This window comes from Mycobacteroides sp. PCS013 (assembly GCF_049532645.1).
Taxonomy (GTDB): Bacteria; Actinomycetota; Actinomycetes; order Mycobacteriales; family Mycobacteriaceae; genus Mycobacterium; species Mycobacterium gwanakae.
This window is the reverse complement of sequence record NZ_CP150131.1, coordinates 725,672-740,952: the sequence shown is the minus strand read 5'-3', so window position 1 is coordinate 740,952 and position 15,281 is coordinate 725,672. Positions and strand designations below refer to the sequence as shown.

The window sequence follows — 15,281 nt, the reverse complement described above, 5'->3', positions numbered from 1 at the left end:
CCGAGGCACACTGTTGGGTAGACCGTCGAACCTCAGGAAGGGAGCGCAGTGACCGAAGCGTCACGGGACAACGTTCTGATCGTCCATTGGCACGACCTCGGTCGCTACCTGGGCGTCTACGGGCATCCCGATGTGTCCAGCCCACACCTGGACCAGCTGGCGGCCGACGGCATCCTGTTCACCCGCGCACACGCCACAGCACCGCTGTGTTCACCATCGCGCGGCTCGCTTTTCACCGGCCGATACCCGCAGAGCAATGGCCTCATCGGCCTGGCCCATCACGGCTGGGAGTATCGCGCCGGCGTGCGCACACTCCCCCACATTCTGTCCGGATCGGGCTGGCACACAGTGCTGTTCGGAATGCAGCATGAGACGGCGTATCCCGCGACGCTGGGATTCGACGAGTACGACGTGTCGAACTCGTATTGCGAATACGTGGTGGAGCATGCATCTCGATGGTTGCGCAATTCTCCCAAGGCACCGTTTCTGCTCACCGCTGGATTCTTCGAAACACATCGCCCGTTTCCACGGGAGCGCTATGAACCCTCCGACGCCGACACGGTGAACGTGCCCGACTATCTGCCCGACACCCCCGAGGTGCGCGACGACCTGGCCGAGTTCTATGGCTCAATCGCGGTGGCCGATGCCAAAGTCGGTGAATTGCTGGACGTGTTAACCGAGACCGGCCTCAACGAGAACACTTGGGTCGTCTTCATGACCGATCACGGCCCGGCGTTGCCGCGCGCCAAGTCCACCTTGTACGACGCCGGCACCGGCATCGCGCTGATCGTGCGTCCCCCACGTGGCCGACGCACCGAGTCACTGCGCTACGACGAACTCTTCAGCGGCGTCGATCTGCTGCCCACGCTCCTGGAATTACTCGGTGTCGATATCCCCGGGGAAATTCAGGGAATTTCTCACGCCGGCAATATCCTGAAACCGGCGGAAGAATTAGAACAAGTCCGCTCCGAGCTATTCACCGCGAAGACATATCACGATTCCTTTGACCCCATTCGGGCCATTCGGACAAAGAACTACAGTTATATAGAGAATTACGCACCCAGACCGGTCCTGGACCTACCGTGGGACATTGCCGACAGCCCCCCAGGCCGGGCCGTCGCCACGCACATCACCAACCCACGCCCGCATCGCGAGCTCTACGACCTTGTCGCAGATCCGGGAGAAGCACATAACCTGCTGGGACTGGATGCCGATCCGGAAGCGCGAGCCGTCGCCGACGACTTGGCGCTGCGTCTCAACGACTGGCGTGAGAAGACCCTCGACGTCATTCCCTCGGATTTTGCGGGCACGCGCATATCTGAGCGTTACACCGAGACATTCCTGCGCATCCATGGCCGCCCCGGAGCCAACCGTTCCGCCATCGCCGACGAACGCGGCATCGAACAATAGTTATGTTCGCTATGATTGCAATTCACGGCGAACCCAATTAGTCGAATACAAAACAATTGCGGTTAGGCTACTGCGCATGCCCGAACATCCCACCGCATATCTGGTGCTCGCCTCGCAGCGCAGTGGCAGCACACTCCTGGTGGAATCTCTGCGCGCAACCGGTGTAGCGGGCGAGCCGCAGGAGTTCTTCCAGTACCTGCCCACCACAAGCCAGTCCCCGCAGCCGCGGGAATGGTTCGCCGACGTCCAGGACGAGTCGATCCTGCGTCTGCTCGATCCGCTGGACGCGGGCAAGCCCGACCTGGCGCCCGCCACCATCTGGCGCGATTACATCCGCACCGTAGGGCGCACCCCCAACGGAATCTGGGGCGGCAAGCTCATGTGGAACCAGACTCCGCTACTGCTAAACCGCGCCCAAGGTCTTCCCGATCGATCCGGCGACGGTCTACTCGCCGCGATACGCGACGTCGTCGGCAGCGACCCGGTGCTGGTGCACGTATACCGACCAGACGTGGTGTCCCAAGCGGTTTCGTTCTGGCGCGCGGTGCAGACCCGCGTGTGGCGTGGACGCCCCGACCCGGTGCGCGATGCCCGCGCCGAGTATCACGCGGGGGCCATCGCCCATGTCATCACCATGTTGCAGGCGCAGGAAGCCGGGTGGCGCCGCTGGTTCGCCGAGGAGAACATCCAGCCCATCGATGTCTCGTACCCATTCCTGTGGCGCAACCTGACGCAGGTGGTGGGCACCGTGCTGGAGGCGTTGGGCCAAGACCCCCGGCTCGCACCGGCACCGGTGCTGGAACGGCAGGCAGATCAGCGGTCTGACGACTGGGTGGACCGCTACCGGAGCGATGCGGAACGAGAGGGACTGCCACTATGAGCGACACCGCGACAACGCCCGATCTCTTACAGGTCAACGAGCTTCGGCTGTTAGAGGCCGAGGCGGTGCACATCATCCGGGAGGTGGTTGCCGAGCTGCAACGCCCGGTGCTGCTGTTCTCGGCGGGCAAGGACTCGATCGTCCTGCTGAGGTTGGCCGAGAAGGCATTTCGCCCGGCACCGTTGCCCTTCCCCGTGCTGCATGTCGACACCGGGCACAACTTCCCCGAGGTCATCGAGTTCCGTGACCGCCGCACCACCGGGCACGGACACAAGCTGATCGTCGCCTCGGTGCAGGACACCATCGACGCCGGACGGGTCGCCGACCCGGGCCCGGGCGCCTCACGCAACCGTCAGCAGACGCGCACCCTGCTCGATGCATTGGAAGCCGGCGATTTCGACGCGGCATTCGGCGGTGCCCGCCGTGACGAGGAACGTGCCCGCGCCAAGGAGCGCATCCTGAGTTTCCGCGACGAGTTCGGCCAATGGGATCCGCGGGCACAGCGTCCCGAGCCCTGGTCGCTGTACAACGGCCGCATCCGTAAGGGCGAACAGGTCCGGGTCTTTCCGTTGAGCAACTGGACCGAACTGGACATCTGGCGCTACATACAGCTGGAAAACCTTGAGCTGCCATCGATCTACTACGCACACCAACGCGAGGTGTTCGAGCGTGACGGCATCCTGCTGGCCACCTCCGAGTACGCCACCCCACAGGGCGACGAGGTGGCAGCCACCGAATGGGTCCGCTACCGCACCGTCGGCGACATGACGATCACCGGCGCGGTCCGCTCCCAGGCCACCGAGATCGAAGGGGTGATCGCGGAGATCTCCGTGGCCACCGTGTCCGAGCGCGGCGAGACTCGCGCCGATGACCGCACATCCGTGGCCGCCATGGAAGACCGGAAACGAGAGGGCTACTTCTGATGAGCACCCAGACCGCGGTGGACACCCGCCAACTACTGCGCATCGCCACCGCCGGTTCGGTGGACGACGGCAAGAGCACCCTCATCGGGCGACTGCTGCATGACACCGACAGCCTGCCGGTCGACCACCTGGAGGCCGTCACCGACGACGAGGGAAACGCCGACCTCGCTGCGCTTTCCGACGGCCTGCGCGCCGAACGCGAGCAAGGCATCACGATCGACGTCGCGTACCGCTTCTTCTCCACCGCGACCCGCAGCTACATCCTGGCCGACACCCCGGGTCACGAGCGCTACACCCGCAACATGTTCACCGGCGCCTCTAACGCGCATGTCGCGATCCTGCTTGTCGACGCGCGAGCCGGAGTGCTGCGCCAGACCCGTCGCCACGCCCGCATCGCAAAGCTGTTGGGTATCAAGCACTTCGTGGCCGCGATCAACAAGATCGACCTGGTTGACTTCGATGCGGAGCGGTTCGCGGAAGTCGAGCGCGAGCTGCATCTACTGGCCGACCGGCTCGGCAAGGTAGACATCACCGTCATTCCTATCGCAGCCAAGCTCGGCGACAACGTGGTGCACCGCTCCGAGAACACCGCCTGGTACAGCGGGCCGACGCTGCTCGAATACCTTGAGAACGTCGAGCTTTCGCCCCCGCAACCCGAGGCCGCCAAACTGCGCCTGCCCGTGCAGTGGGTTTCGCGCCCAACGGCCGATCAGCGTCGGCGATACACCGGACGGTTGGCGGGTGGCACCCTCAGCGTCGGAGACCCGGTGGTGAACCTGCCGTCGGGAACCCGGTCGACGGTGACGGTGGTCGACACTCTGGATGAAAACCGTTCTACCGGTGTGGCTCCACTGTCGGTATCGATCGAATTGGCCGACGACATCGATGTGGGCCGAGGCGATGTGCTGGTGAGCGGCGTAGAGGATGCGGTGCTGCCGGTGCTGGCGCGCGAGCTGGACGCCACGGTCTGCTGGTTCACCAACGGCCCGCTGCGAGCCGGTGACCGGCTCGCACTCAAGCAGGGCACCCGGACGGTGCGGGCCACCGTTCAGGCTCTGCACACCCGGCTGGACCCGGAAACTCTCGACGAGCTGGACGGTCCGGTTGAGTTGGCGCTCAACGACATCGGCTCGGTGACTCTGCGCACCAGCTCGGTCGTGGTGGCCGACTCCTACGCAGACAGCAGGGACAGCGGCGCGTTCATCCTGATCGATGAGGCATCCAACGACACCGTCGGCGCCGGAACCATCACCGAGGCACGCGAGGTAAAGCCGGAGACGCACTCACGCACCGATATCCGGTGGCATCCCTCGGCCCTGGATCGCGAATACCGCTGGGACAGCACCACTCAGCGCGGCGCCATCATCTGGTTCACCGGCCTGCCCGCGTCCGGCAAGTCCACCATCGCGGTCGCGGTGGAACGGGCGCTGGTGGAGTCCGGCCAGGTGGCCTACCTACTCGACGGCGACAACCTGCGCCATGGACTTTCCGATGACCTCGGGTTCTCACCGGGCGACCGCGCCGAGAACATTCGCCGGGTATCACACCTGGCGCGGCTCTTCGCCGACGCCGGAGTGGTCGCGCTGGCATCACTGGTGTCGCCGCTGCGCTCCGATCGGGAAACCGCGCGCAGCATCAACGCCGCGGCCAAACTGCCGTTCATCGAGGTGTACATCTCCACCCCGCTGGCCGAATGCGAGAAGCGGGACCCCAAGGGGCTGTATGCACGGGCTCGCGCCGGCGAATTGAAGGGGTTGACGGGTGTGGAAGCACCCTATGAAGCTCCGGAAAATCCCGAACTCGCTCTCGACACCACCGGTGCCGATATCGACGGGCTGGTGGCGCAGGTCATCGACGTTCTTAACCGTGCTCGCTGAGCGCGGTTAAGAACGAACCGGCTTAGGTACGGCTGGCTGCGCGCTCGAGGACCGGACGCTGCTCGGGGCAGTACTCATCGATCGAAGCGCCCAGGAACTGCCACTTCTGCTCGGTGGAGGTGTTGCGGTCCAGGTTCTTGGTCAGGAAGCTGGTGGCCTGGTAGGCGTCCTTGTCCAGACCGGTGTCCAGACGATGGCAGGCGATCTTGCCGAGGTATGCAGTCTTGTCCGGCGGCGCGTAGATGCCGTAGGAGTGCAGTGTCTCGTTGAAGCTGACGTCATCGGCATGCGCCGGAGAGGCCATGGCGATCGCGGCAGCACCCGCACCCATCGCGATCATCGCAGTAAGACTGAGTCCCTTCATGCCGGTGAGTCTACATCCGTTGACCTCATGGGACATAGGTTCGACGATGTCATCGTGATTGACACCACTATCCGGGCCTCAAGATCGCGTAAAGACCCACGAAAAGCGCCACGTCCGGGTCTACTCTCCCCCGGTGGTTTCTGCGCCCCCGACCCAGCCCATACCGCCACGCGTCGCCGACCCGCGGCTGCGCCGCGTCCTGAAGGATGACGCACACAAACTGACTGCCGTCGGCGGCCTCGCCGCGCTGTCCCTGGACGCGCTGTCCTCGGTAGCCTACGGCCCGGAGGCCATCGTCCTGGCCCTGATCGCGGGCGGGGTCGGCGCCGTCGCCTTCACCTTGCCGGTGGCCATCGCGATCTCGGTGCTGCTCATCGTGTTGGTGTTCTCTTACCGCCAGGTGATCGCGGTACACCCCGAAGGTGGCGGCTCCTACGCCGTGGCCAAGAAAGACCTCGGCCGGGGTGCGAGCCTGCTGGCCGCCGCGAGCCTCGTCGTCGACTACGTGCTGACTGTCGCGGTGAGCCTGGCTGCCGGGGCGGCAAGCCTGGCGAGCGCCTTTCCCGCTCTCGCCCCACACCTGCTGTCCATCACGCTGATCGGACTGGCCATCCTGACCGTCCTCAATCTCATAGGCATCAGCGAGTCGGCCAAGGTGCTCATGCTGCCGACCTTCGTCTTCATCGTGTGCATCCTCGCGGTCATCGTCTTCGGGCTATCGCATTCCACCCCCGTGGCCGTCATCGGCAAGGACCTCGGCCCCATCGAACCGGTCAGCGCGCTCGGAATCATCCTGGTTCTCAAGGCATTCGCGGCCGGATGTTCGTCGCTGACGGGTGTCGAGGCCATCGCGAACGGCGTCCCGGCATTCAAGACACCCGCCATCAAACGGGCCCAGTACACCGAGGTCGCGTTGGGAATTCTCTTGGGCGTCATGTTGATCGGACTGAGCATCCTCATCAAGGCGCACCATGTGGTCCCCCGCGGCGATGTCACCATTCTGGCGCAGCTTTCCGCTGCCGCCTTCGGCACCGGAATCCCCTTCTACATCACCAATGTGACCGTCGCACTGATCCTCGGGTTCGCCGCCAACACCAGCTTCGGTGGGTTGCCGGTGTTGATGAGTCTGCTCGCCAAAGACGATCGGATGCCTCATCTCTTCGCGTTGCGGGCCGAGAAGCCGGTCTACCGATACGGTGTGGCGGCACTGGCCGCCCTCGCGGCGGTGATCCTCATCGCCAGCGGCGCCGACACCCACCGGCTGCTGCCCCTGTTCGCGATCGGTGTGTTCATCGGATTCACCATCAGCCAAGCCGGTTTGGTCAAACACTGGTTTTGTGCCCGCACCCCGGGCTGGCACTGGAAGGCCGCACTGAACGGGTTCGGCGCGGCCCTGTCGGCCATCGCCATGGTCGTGTTCTTCAGCAGCAAGTTCACCGAGGGCGCGTGGCTGCTGGTCATCGTCATTCCCCTGCTGATTTTGCTTTTCGGGCGCACCGAGAACTACTACCAGGGCGTCAAACGTGAACTGGAGCTCGATGAATTGCCCACGCTGACACCCAATCCCCCCGATCAGACACCCCTGGTGATCGTGCCGATCGACGACATCAACAAACGAACGGTTCAGCTACTCGAGGCGGCATTGCACCTCGGTGGCGAGGTGGTACCGGTCACCATCAGCCGCACGGATCAGAAGGCGCACACCATGACCAAACGCTGGGATCAATGGAACCCCGGGCTTGAGCTCGTGGTGCTGCCGACCGCGCACCGATCGCTGGTGACACCACTGGTGGAGTACGTCAAGAAGCGTCAGTCCGACGGTCGCCAGGTGACCGTGCTCATCACCGAGATCAAGACCAAGCGCCGCTGGCACCAGATCCTGCACAATCAGACCGGAATTGTGCTGACGGCCAATCTCATTGATCGCACCGATGCGATTGTCGCGAACTATCCATACCGCATGAACTGACGGCGCACACCGCCGTCAGTTGGCCGCCTGTGCGGGCACCTTCTCGGCGACGGCGTCGTCTGTGTGATCGTCGAGCATGGTGGTTTCGTCGAACGGATCGGCACCGGAGAGCACCGTCTTGATCCGCTCACGATCCGTTGTCTTGGTCCAGGTTCCGATGAGCAACGTGGCCACCGCATTACCGGAGAAGTTGGTCAGCGCCCGCGCCTCCGACATGAACCGGTCGATGCCGACAATCATCCCGACCCCGTCGATCAAGTCGGGCCGATGGCTCTGCAATCCACCCGCCAGCGTGGCCATGCCGGCACCGGTCACCCCGGCCGCGCCCTTGGAAGCGATGATCATGAACGCCAGCAGCGAGATCTGCTCACCGATCGACAACGGCTTGCCCATCGCGTCGGCGACGAACAATGAGGCCATCGTCAGATAAATCGCCGTCCCATCCAGGTTGAACGAGTAGCCGGTCGGGACAACGATTCCCACCGTCGACTTCTCGACCCCGAGGTGCGTCATCTTCGCGATCAGCCGGGGCAGCGCCGATTCAGAGGAGGACGTCGAGACGATCAGCAGGTACTCACGCGCCAGGTAGCGCACCAGCTTGAAGATCGACACCCGGGCAACCGCCCACAGCAGCGCGCCCAGCACACCGAAGATGAAGATCACACACGTGGTGTAGAAGCCGAGCATGAGTGCGCCCAGCTCTTTCACGGCGTTCCAGCCGGTCTGGCCGACCACATTGGCGATGGCACCGAAGGCGCCGATGGGCGCCAGCCAGAGCACCATGATGAGGACCTTGAACACCAGCTTCTGAAGCATGCCGACACCGCGCACGATCGACTCACCGGTGGATCCCAGGGCTTGCACCGCGAAACCGACCAGCAGCGCGATGAACAGCGTTTGCAGCACGCTGCCTGAGGTCAGCGCCGAGAACATCGTCTCCGGCACAATCGATTTGATGAAATGCCAGGTGCCACCGGCGGCATGTGCCTGGTCGGCGTACTTGGCACCCGCCCCCTGATTCGCCCCGGACAAATGCAACCCGGTGCCCGGCGCGAGCAGGTTGCCGACAACCAGACCGATCGCCAGCGCGACGGTCGACATCGCCAGGAAGTACACGAACGCCAGCCCCCCGACGCGGCCGACACTGGCGGCCTTGCGCACCGATCCGATGCCCAACACGATCGTGCAGAAGATCACCGGGCTGATCATCATCTTGATGAGGCTGACGAAGATCTCGCCAAGCACACCCACCGACTTGCCGAACCCCGGCCACAGCATGCCGACCACGACGCCCAGCACCACCGCGACGATGACCGCGATATAGAGCCAATGGGTGCGGTCCTTGCGTTTCTTGGGCGGGGCGCTCTCGGAAGCCGTGGATTCGGTCACTGTCATGGCCCCTATCGTGCCGTACCGTGACCGGGATCACAGCACGGCCCCGCCCATTGACCCACGTGCGGCGATGAACTGCCGGAAACACGGCCGACGGGCTTTCACCTGCATCGATAGGTTGGCGGGTACCCTGGCGGCCATGGACAGCAACCGCCGCGACGATGCGGCCGCCCAGGGCGGCTCCACGTCATACGGGTCGTGGTCGCAGTCCAGCCAACCGTTGGATTACCCCGATGACCCGGCCTACGCCTCGCAGGCGTTCGAGTATCCCGCGCTCTCCAGCACTGCCCAGCCCAACCAAACGGCTGTGCTGCCGCAGCAATACGGGACTTACGGTCCTCCCCCACAGGATCCCCCGCCCCCGCGCCGATCGAACACCTTCTGGCTGTGGGTCGTCGGCATCGGGGCGCTGGTCGTCATCATCGCGCTCATCGCCACGCTCGTCGTTCTGATCCAGCGCCAGGATGAGCAGCCCCCCACAGTTATCGCCACTCCCTCCACCCGAACCTCGACGACCACCGCGCCCAGCGTGCCGAGCCTCCCGCCGATACCGAGTTTCACCATTCCCCCAATTCCGGTGAATCCTCCGACACAGGGAAGTCAGGCGGCCACCGAGACTGTCGTCTATGAGGTGTCCGGACGCGGCCCCGCACTCAACATCACCTACTTCGACGCCAGCGGCTCCCTGCAGATGGAGTTCAACGTCAAGCTGCCGTGGCGCAAGGAAGTCAAGCTCAACTCCGAACAGTTGACGAACGCCGTCGTGATCGCCGCCGATTTCTCGCACGACGTCTCCTGCACCCTGCTCGTCAACGGAGCGCAGAAGAGCACCACCTCGGGAAAGATGGCGACCTGTAGCGGTATGGGCTAGCTTGCGCCGCTGATGTTTTCGCCGGTCACCGGGTGGTATCGGGGAACCTTCACCAACATCACCGCCACCATTCCCAGCGCGATCATCAGCACCGGGCCGGCGATTCCCGCACGGGTGGCGTGGAACAGCAGCGCAAAGACGGCGAAAAGCCACGGACCGACGAAAGAGACCGCCCGCCCGGTCATGGTGTAGAGGCCGAAGACGAACGCCTCCCGGCCCGCCGGCGCCATGCGCAGCACCAGCGTTCGGGCCGCAGACTGGGGCGGGCCGACGAACGCGGCGATCGCAAGCCCACAGATCCAGAACGAGGGCTCACCGGACAGGCACATCATCACGATGCCGAGGGTGACGATCGCGACCAAGGAGCCGACGATGATCCCCTTGGACCCCAAACGAGTGTCGATCAAACCGCCGACAATCGCACCGGCCGCGGCCATCACATTTCCGGCCACGCCGAACAATGTGATGTCGGCCCCGGATAAGTGGAAGACCCCGTTGGCGATGACGGGGGTCAGCGCGAACATTGCGACCATCCCGTCGCGGAAGATCGCGCTTGCGCCCAGGAAGTAGATGATGCGCCGATCCATGTGCCACTGCTCTACGAGGTCACGCCACAATTCCCGGTACACCCCGAAAAACCCGGGCGAGGTGGGTGGCGGGTCCTCCGGATCGGCCACCGGTCGGCTGAGCACCAGCGGCAGCGCGAACACCGCGAACCACGCCGCCGCCAACAACGCGGAGACCCGCACGTCGTATCCGTCGGCAGCGGGTATGTGGAAGAAGCCGCGAGTCGGTCCGTCCCCCGAGATGAAGCCCAGATAGCAGATCAGCAGAACGACTACGCCGCCGATGTAGGCGGCCGCCAGGCCGAGCCCGGAGACCCGCGAGGCGTTGGCCGATGTGGTCAGTCCGTGCAGCGTCGCGTTGTAGGGAACCTGCGCGAGTTCGTTGAATACCGAACCCGCGCAATACAACCCGAGACCCAACCAGAGGTAGCGGTTGTCCTCACGCACCAGGCTCATCGCCGTGGCGACCAGCACCACCAATGTAGTGAGTGTGCCCAGCGCGATACGGCGCCGCTGTGGCGTGTCGGCCCATACCCCGATCACCGGAGCGAGCAGGAAAACAAGGACACCGCCCAGGCCCATCATCCAGCCGAGGAGTCCCTGCGGGACGCCGTCGGGCATCCCGGCGCCGACCCGGCCCGTCAGATACGGCGTGAAGATGAACATCACGATGACGGTGTTGAAGGCCGCGGATCCCCAGTCAAACGCCGCCCAGGCAGCTATCCGGCCACGTGAGGTGGGGGTGTCCGATTTCCGGTCCGGTCCTGGGTCGTGACGCCCCACAGGCTCCTCGACGCCAGGCATGCTCATTAACGACAAGCGTAGCTTGGCCCACGAACGCCGCCCGCTGCTCTTCGCGCAGGCGCTCATCGCAAACCTTTACGATTGCCCCATGCCGATACCCGCACCAAGTCCCGATGCCCGCGCCGTAGTCACCGGAGCCTCTCAGGGGATCGGAGCGGCGCTCGCCGAAGAGCTTGCCGCCCGCGGACACAGCCTCATCATCACCGCCCGTCGTGGCGAGATCCTCAATGACCTGGCCAACACCCTCACCGAGAAGACGGGGGTGATCGTCGAGGTGCGCGCAGTGGACCTCGCTGACCCCGGTGCGCGCGGCGCCCTCTGCACCGAGTTGTCCGAGCGCAACATCTCGATCCTGTGCAACAACGCGGGGACCGCAACGTTCGGGCCCATCCGCGGCCTGGATCCTGAGGGCGAACGCAAGCAGGTACAGCTCAACGCCGTTGCGGTGCATGACCTTACGCTGGCGGTGCTGCCGGGCATGCTTGAGCGTGGGGCCGGCGGCATCCTCATCTCGGGATCGGCGGCCGGGAACTCTCCGATTCCCAACAACGCCACCTACGCCGCCACCAAAGCATTCGCGAACACCTTCTCCGAGTCGCTGCGCGGCGAACTCAAGGGCACCGGGGTGCATGTGACGCTGCTGGCACCGGGACCGGTGCGCACCGTCGAACCCGACCCTGCCGAAGCCTCGATTGTCGACAAGGTGGTCCCGGACTTCCTGTGGATCAACGGCGAGTACACCGCTCGTGTGTCACTGAATGCATTGGAACGCAACAAGATGCGTGTCGTGCCCGGCATCACTTCCAAAGCAATGTCGGTAGCCGCGGGGTACGCACCGCGCGCCATCGTGGCCCCGATCGTGGGCAGCTTCTATAAGAAGCTCGGCGACTGACCCTCGCCCCGCAAGTCGCGTAGCGTAGCGCCGGCGGTCTCGACTCGGCCCTGATCGAGCACGTGGTCGGGGTCGACGATGACGCCCTTGGTCCGCAGGAAGACGTCGACCGAGGCCCACAACGTCTCGGCAAGTCGTTGGCCCACAGCCTCATCGGGCGTGGCACCCTGCGCTGCTTGCCATATCGCCGTCGTCGCCGCCGTGCCGATCAATGCGGCGGCCAGCTGATCGACACCGGCGGGATGCACGTTGACCCGCTCGAGGAACGATGACATCGCCGCGGCCAGTTCGGCAATGGCCCCATCGCGGCGAAGCGCCGGGGCGGACTTTCCGCGCACACTCACCATCTGATGTTCGAAAAGGAATCGGGTCGACTGCGGATACCGCTGTACCAGCTCGATGAAGCGGGATGCGGCGCGATGCGCGGATTCTCGCGGCGGGATGGCGATGTCGACGGCCGAGGTCAGTCGCCGCCGGATGGCGCCCACCATGGCCTGCGCCACCGAGTCGAAAAGGTCGTTGCGGTCTTCGAAATGCCTGTACAGCTTGGGTTTAGCGGAGTGCGCCGCGCGGACGACGTCCTCGACCGTGGCCGACGGGCCGTTTCTCTCGATTGCCACCACCGCCGCCGAGACAAATTTTCGGCGCACCCGCACCTTGTGCTGAGCCCATCGGTCGCGCCGCGCATCACCGCCATCCGCCATGTCATTGACGATACGCGAAGTACCCGGTACTTTTTGGTACTACCTACGGAATGGCGGACTGAGCAGCGGGAGGCATGTCATGTCGCAAACGCCCATCGATCACGACGACTCACCCATCGAACGCACGGCGGTGCGGCTACTGCGCTCATCGGTCGAACGTTCCTACAACCCGGAAGTGGATGTCGATTGGGACGCCCCCGACGTGCCGGGCCTGCGCTACGTGCCCGATAAGTACATCTCGCTGTTCGGCACGAAAATGTTCGAGCGGATGACCGAGGACGAGAAGATCACACTCGGGCGGCTGGAGGCATCGGCCCTGGCCAGTTGGGGCATTCTCGCCGAGAGCGCCTTGATGCACCCCATGCTCAAACTGGCCTCGGTCAGCGATCCCCGCAGCGCCACAGCGCAATACGCTCTGACCGAAGTCGCTGACGAGTGTCGCCACTCGGTGATGTTCGGCCGCCAGATCAACACACTGAGCGACCGCAGCTATAACCCGCCCAAGATCGCCCGGGCATTGGTGGGCATCACCGCGCTCGCACCGTTGTCCGCAACGATCTTCTCGATGATGCTCATGGTCGAGGAGATACTGGACCGATTGCAGCGCCAGACCATGAATGACGAGACGCTGCAGCCCCGCACCCGTGCGATCGCCAAGATTCACGTCATCGAAGAGGCTCGCCACATCAGCTACGCCCGCACGGCGCTGAACCGCGCGGTCACACGAACGGGCCGCACCCGAATGGCCGTCGAGCGCGTAATCGTCGCCGCCGGGGCATCGGTAATCCCACTGGTCATGGTGCAACCGGCCGTGTACCGCGACGCCGGGCTTCCGCCCCTCAAGGCGACGTGGGCGGCGCTACGCAATCCGCACTATCACGCAAATCTGCGGTTCTTCGGCGAGCGCCTCGTCCGCGTCATGGATGAGGCCAACATGCTGGAGGGCCGCCTGGTGCAGTTCCTCTGGCAGCGCTCCCGGATGCTGCCCGAAGGCTTTGTGCCACAGTCAAAACGGACAGCGGACGGCTAGATCGACGATCTACTCGGCAGCCCTTACTTCTTACCCATATTGCGGATGAGCTGCTTGCCCAGCGCGCTGAGGAAGCTCTGAAAGCTCCTGTTGCTGAGTAGGCGCCGCCACCAGCTGGGCTTCTCAGGTGCCGGCTTGGCGCCCTTCTTCACGGGGGCCTCGATGGGTGCGTCCTGCGCTGCCTGGGCTGCCTTCTCGGCGAGAACCTCGAAGGCGGATCGCGAATCGACCGTCTGGCCGTACTTGGATTGCAGGGGGCTGGACGCGGCGGCGGCCTTGATGGCGTCGTCACCGATGGCGGCCATCAACGAACGCGGCGCACGCATCCGGGTCCACGCCACCGGCGTCGGCGCGCCTCTCTCGGAGAGCACCGTGACGATCGCCTCGCCGATGCCCAACGAGGTCAGCGCCGTGCCCATGTCGTACACGTCGGTCTTGGGATAGGTCTTGACGGTCTTGGTAAGGGCTTGCTGGTCCTCGGGCGTGAAGGCACGCAGCGCGTGCTGAATGCGCGCACCCAACTGCGAGAGCACGTTGTTGGGCACATCGGTGGGCAGCTGGGTGCAGAAGAAGACGCCAACACCCTTGGACCGGATGAGCTTGACCGTCTGCTCCACCTGCTCCAGGAACGCCTTCGACGCGTCGGCGAACAGCAAGTGCGCCTCATCGAAGATGAACACGAGCTTCGGCTTGTCAACGTCGCCGACCTCGGGCAGCTTCGTGAACAGGTTGGCCAGAATCCACATCAGGAAAGTGGAGAACAGAACCGGCCGCGCAGCCTGCGCCCCTAGCTCGACAAGCGTGATGACGCCCTTGTCTCCGGATGTCCGCATCAGGTCGTTCGGATCGATTTCGGGTTCGCCGAAGAACGTGTCGCCGCCGTCGGCCTCCAGGTTGATCAGCGCACGCAGGATCACGCCCGCCGTCGCCGCCGACACGCCACCGAGGTTCTTCAGGTCCGCCTTGCCCTCATCGCTGGTCAGGTACGTGATGACCGCGCGTAGATCCTTCAGATCCTGCAGTGGTAGCTGCTGTTGGTCTGCCCAGTGGAAGATCAGCCCCAGCGTGGATTCCTGGGTGGCGTTGAGCCCCAGCACCTTTGACAACAAAATCGGCCCAAAGCTGCGGATGGTGGCGCGGATGGGCACACCGATTCCGGTGGTACCGAGGGAGACGAACTCCGCCGGGAAGCCCGAGGCCACCCAATCGTCGCCGGTGTCCTTGGCACGTGCTGCCGTCTTGTCGCTGGCCTCGCCGGGCTTGGAGATGCCGGACAGGTCACCCTTGACGTCGGCCATGACCACCGGCACTCCCGCGGCGCTGAGCTGCTCGGCGATCACCTGAAGGGTCTTGGTCTTGCCGGTACCGGTCGCGCCGGCAATGAGGCCGTGCCGGTTCAGAGTTGCCAACGGAATGCGGATACGCGCCGCAGGATCGACGGTGCCGTCGACCACAACCGACCCCAGTTCAAGTGCCTGACCTGTGGTGGCGTATCCGGCGGCGATCTGCTGTGCGGGCGTGGATCCCGCGGTGGTCTGCTCGGCCATGGCCACGACCCTAATGCCCCGAACCGTCTCCGTCATCGCTCAGTGTGGCGTC

13 protein-coding genes are annotated in these 15,281 nt (G+C 64.5%); 8 read left to right on the top strand and 5 right to left on the bottom strand.

The genetic code is table 11. The annotated features are described in order from the left end of the window. Nucleotides 1–48: 48 nt before the first annotated feature. The 4 genes from RHO23_RS03655 (at nucleotide 49) to cysC (ending at nucleotide 5,090) form a co-directional block, all read left to right on the top strand. Nucleotides 49–1,410, top strand: coding sequence for a sulfatase family protein (locus tag RHO23_RS03655; RefSeq protein WP_064408277.1), 1,362 nt, complete (start codon nucleotides 49–51; stop codon nucleotides 1,408–1,410). A gap of 76 nt (nucleotides 1,411–1,486) precedes the next feature. Continuing rightward, nucleotides 1,487–2,290 (top strand): trehalose 2-sulfotransferase, encoded by an 804-nt coding sequence (gene stf0 / locus RHO23_RS03650; protein ID WP_030095061.1) that lies wholly within the window; start codon nucleotides 1,487–1,489, stop codon nucleotides 2,288–2,290. Further along, nucleotides 2,287–3,213 (top strand): sulfate adenylyltransferase subunit CysD, encoded by a 927-nt coding sequence (gene cysD, locus RHO23_RS03645; protein WP_030095060.1) that lies wholly within the window; start codon nucleotides 2,287–2,289, stop codon nucleotides 3,211–3,213. The genes stf0 and cysD overlap by 4 nt, the downstream gene beginning before the upstream one ends. Further along, entirely contained in the window at nucleotides 3,213–5,090 is a 1,878-nt protein-coding gene (cysC, locus tag RHO23_RS03640; RefSeq protein ID WP_423488675.1) for an adenylyl-sulfate kinase, read from the top strand. Before cysD ends, cysC begins: the two co-directional genes overlap by 1 nt. Nucleotides 5,091–5,112: 22 nt before the next feature. On the opposite strand, the gene RHO23_RS03635 is transcribed toward cysC, so the two are convergent. Further along, the gene (locus RHO23_RS03635) at nucleotides 5,113–5,454 is read right to left on the bottom strand and encodes a DUF732 domain-containing protein (protein ID WP_030095058.1); all 342 of its coding nucleotides are present in this window, start codon (nucleotides 5,452–5,454) and stop codon (nucleotides 5,113–5,115) included. Between the two features lie 133 nt (nucleotides 5,455–5,587). Here RHO23_RS03635 and RHO23_RS03630 point away from each other — a divergent pair, with 133 nt between their 5' ends. Then, nucleotides 5,588–7,423 carry an APC family permease gene (locus tag RHO23_RS03630; protein ID WP_064408274.1) on the top strand — a complete coding sequence of 612 codons (1,836 nt, stop codon included), beginning with the start codon at nucleotides 5,588–5,590 and terminating at the stop codon, nucleotides 7,421–7,423. Between the two features lie 15 nt (nucleotides 7,424–7,438). On the opposite strand, the gene RHO23_RS03625 is transcribed toward RHO23_RS03630, so the two are convergent. Further along, entirely contained in the window at nucleotides 7,439–8,818 is a 1,380-nt protein-coding gene (locus RHO23_RS03625) for a cation:dicarboxylate symporter family transporter (protein ID WP_046253129.1), read from the bottom strand. Nucleotides 8,819–8,954: 136 nt separating this feature from the next. Between RHO23_RS03625 and RHO23_RS03620 the strand changes: the two genes are divergently transcribed. Further along, nucleotides 8,955–9,686, top strand: coding sequence for an MmpS family transport accessory protein (locus tag RHO23_RS03620; RefSeq protein ID WP_064410221.1), 732 nt, complete (start codon nucleotides 8,955–8,957; stop codon nucleotides 9,684–9,686). Here the strand turns inward: RHO23_RS03620 and RHO23_RS03615 are convergent. Next, nucleotides 9,683–11,056 (bottom strand): MFS transporter, encoded by a 1,374-nt coding sequence (locus RHO23_RS03615; protein ID WP_064408272.1) that lies wholly within the window; start codon nucleotides 11,054–11,056, stop codon nucleotides 9,683–9,685. The genes RHO23_RS03620 and RHO23_RS03615 overlap by 4 nt on opposite strands. A gap of 88 nt (nucleotides 11,057–11,144) precedes the next feature. On the opposite strand from RHO23_RS03615, the gene cmrA reads away from it, so the two are divergent. Then, nucleotides 11,145–11,948, top strand: coding sequence for a mycolate reductase (gene cmrA / locus RHO23_RS03610; RefSeq protein WP_030095053.1), 804 nt, complete (start codon nucleotides 11,145–11,147; stop codon nucleotides 11,946–11,948). On the opposite strand, the gene RHO23_RS03605 is transcribed toward cmrA, so the two are convergent. Continuing rightward, on the bottom strand, nucleotides 11,927–12,652 hold the full coding sequence (locus tag RHO23_RS03605) for a TetR/AcrR family transcriptional regulator (protein ID WP_082822376.1): 726 nt from the start codon (nucleotides 12,650–12,652) through the stop codon (nucleotides 11,927–11,929). The genes cmrA and RHO23_RS03605 overlap by 22 nt on opposite strands. 79 nt (nucleotides 12,653–12,731) lie before the next feature. Between RHO23_RS03605 and RHO23_RS03600 the strand changes: the two genes are divergently transcribed. Continuing rightward, entirely contained in the window at nucleotides 12,732–13,682 is a 951-nt protein-coding gene (locus RHO23_RS03600) for an AurF N-oxygenase family protein (RefSeq protein WP_423488674.1), read from the top strand. Between the two features lie 23 nt (nucleotides 13,683–13,705). On the opposite strand, the gene RHO23_RS03595 is transcribed toward RHO23_RS03600, so the two are convergent. Further along, complete coding sequence (locus tag RHO23_RS03595; RefSeq protein WP_064408268.1) at nucleotides 13,706–15,229, bottom strand: helicase HerA-like domain-containing protein; 1,524 nt, start codon at nucleotides 15,227–15,229, stop codon at nucleotides 13,706–13,708. Nucleotides 15,230–15,281 lie beyond the last annotated feature (52 nt).

Coding starts and splice junctions, on each gene's coding strand:
- RHO23_RS03635 (WP_030095058.1), bottom strand. CDS start 5,454: ATGAAGGGACTCAGTCTTACTGCGATGATCGCGATGGGTGCGGGTGCT.
- cmrA (WP_030095053.1), top strand. CDS start 11,145: ATGCCGATACCCGCACCAAGTCCCGATGCCCGCGCCGTAGTCACCGGA.
- cysC (WP_423488675.1), top strand. CDS start 3,213: ATGAGCACCCAGACCGCGGTGGACACCCGCCAACTACTGCGCATCGCC.
- RHO23_RS03620 (WP_064410221.1), top strand. CDS start 8,955: ATGGACAGCAACCGCCGCGACGATGCGGCCGCCCAGGGCGGCTCCACG.
- stf0 (WP_030095061.1), top strand. CDS start 1,487: ATGCCCGAACATCCCACCGCATATCTGGTGCTCGCCTCGCAGCGCAGT.
- RHO23_RS03605 (WP_082822376.1), bottom strand. CDS start 12,652: ATGGCGGATGGCGGTGATGCGCGGCGCGACCGATGGGCTCAGCACAAG.
- RHO23_RS03600 (WP_423488674.1), top strand. CDS start 12,732: ATGTCGCAAACGCCCATCGATCACGACGACTCACCCATCGAACGCACG.
- cysD (WP_030095060.1), top strand. CDS start 2,287: ATGAGCGACACCGCGACAACGCCCGATCTCTTACAGGTCAACGAGCTT.
- RHO23_RS03615 (WP_064408272.1), bottom strand. CDS start 11,056: ATGCCTGGCGTCGAGGAGCCTGTGGGGCGTCACGACCCAGGACCGGAC.
- RHO23_RS03625 (WP_046253129.1), bottom strand. CDS start 8,818: ATGACAGTGACCGAATCCACGGCTTCCGAGAGCGCCCCGCCCAAGAAA.
- RHO23_RS03595 (WP_064408268.1), bottom strand. CDS start 15,229: ATGGCCGAGCAGACCACCGCGGGATCCACGCCCGCACAGCAGATCGCC.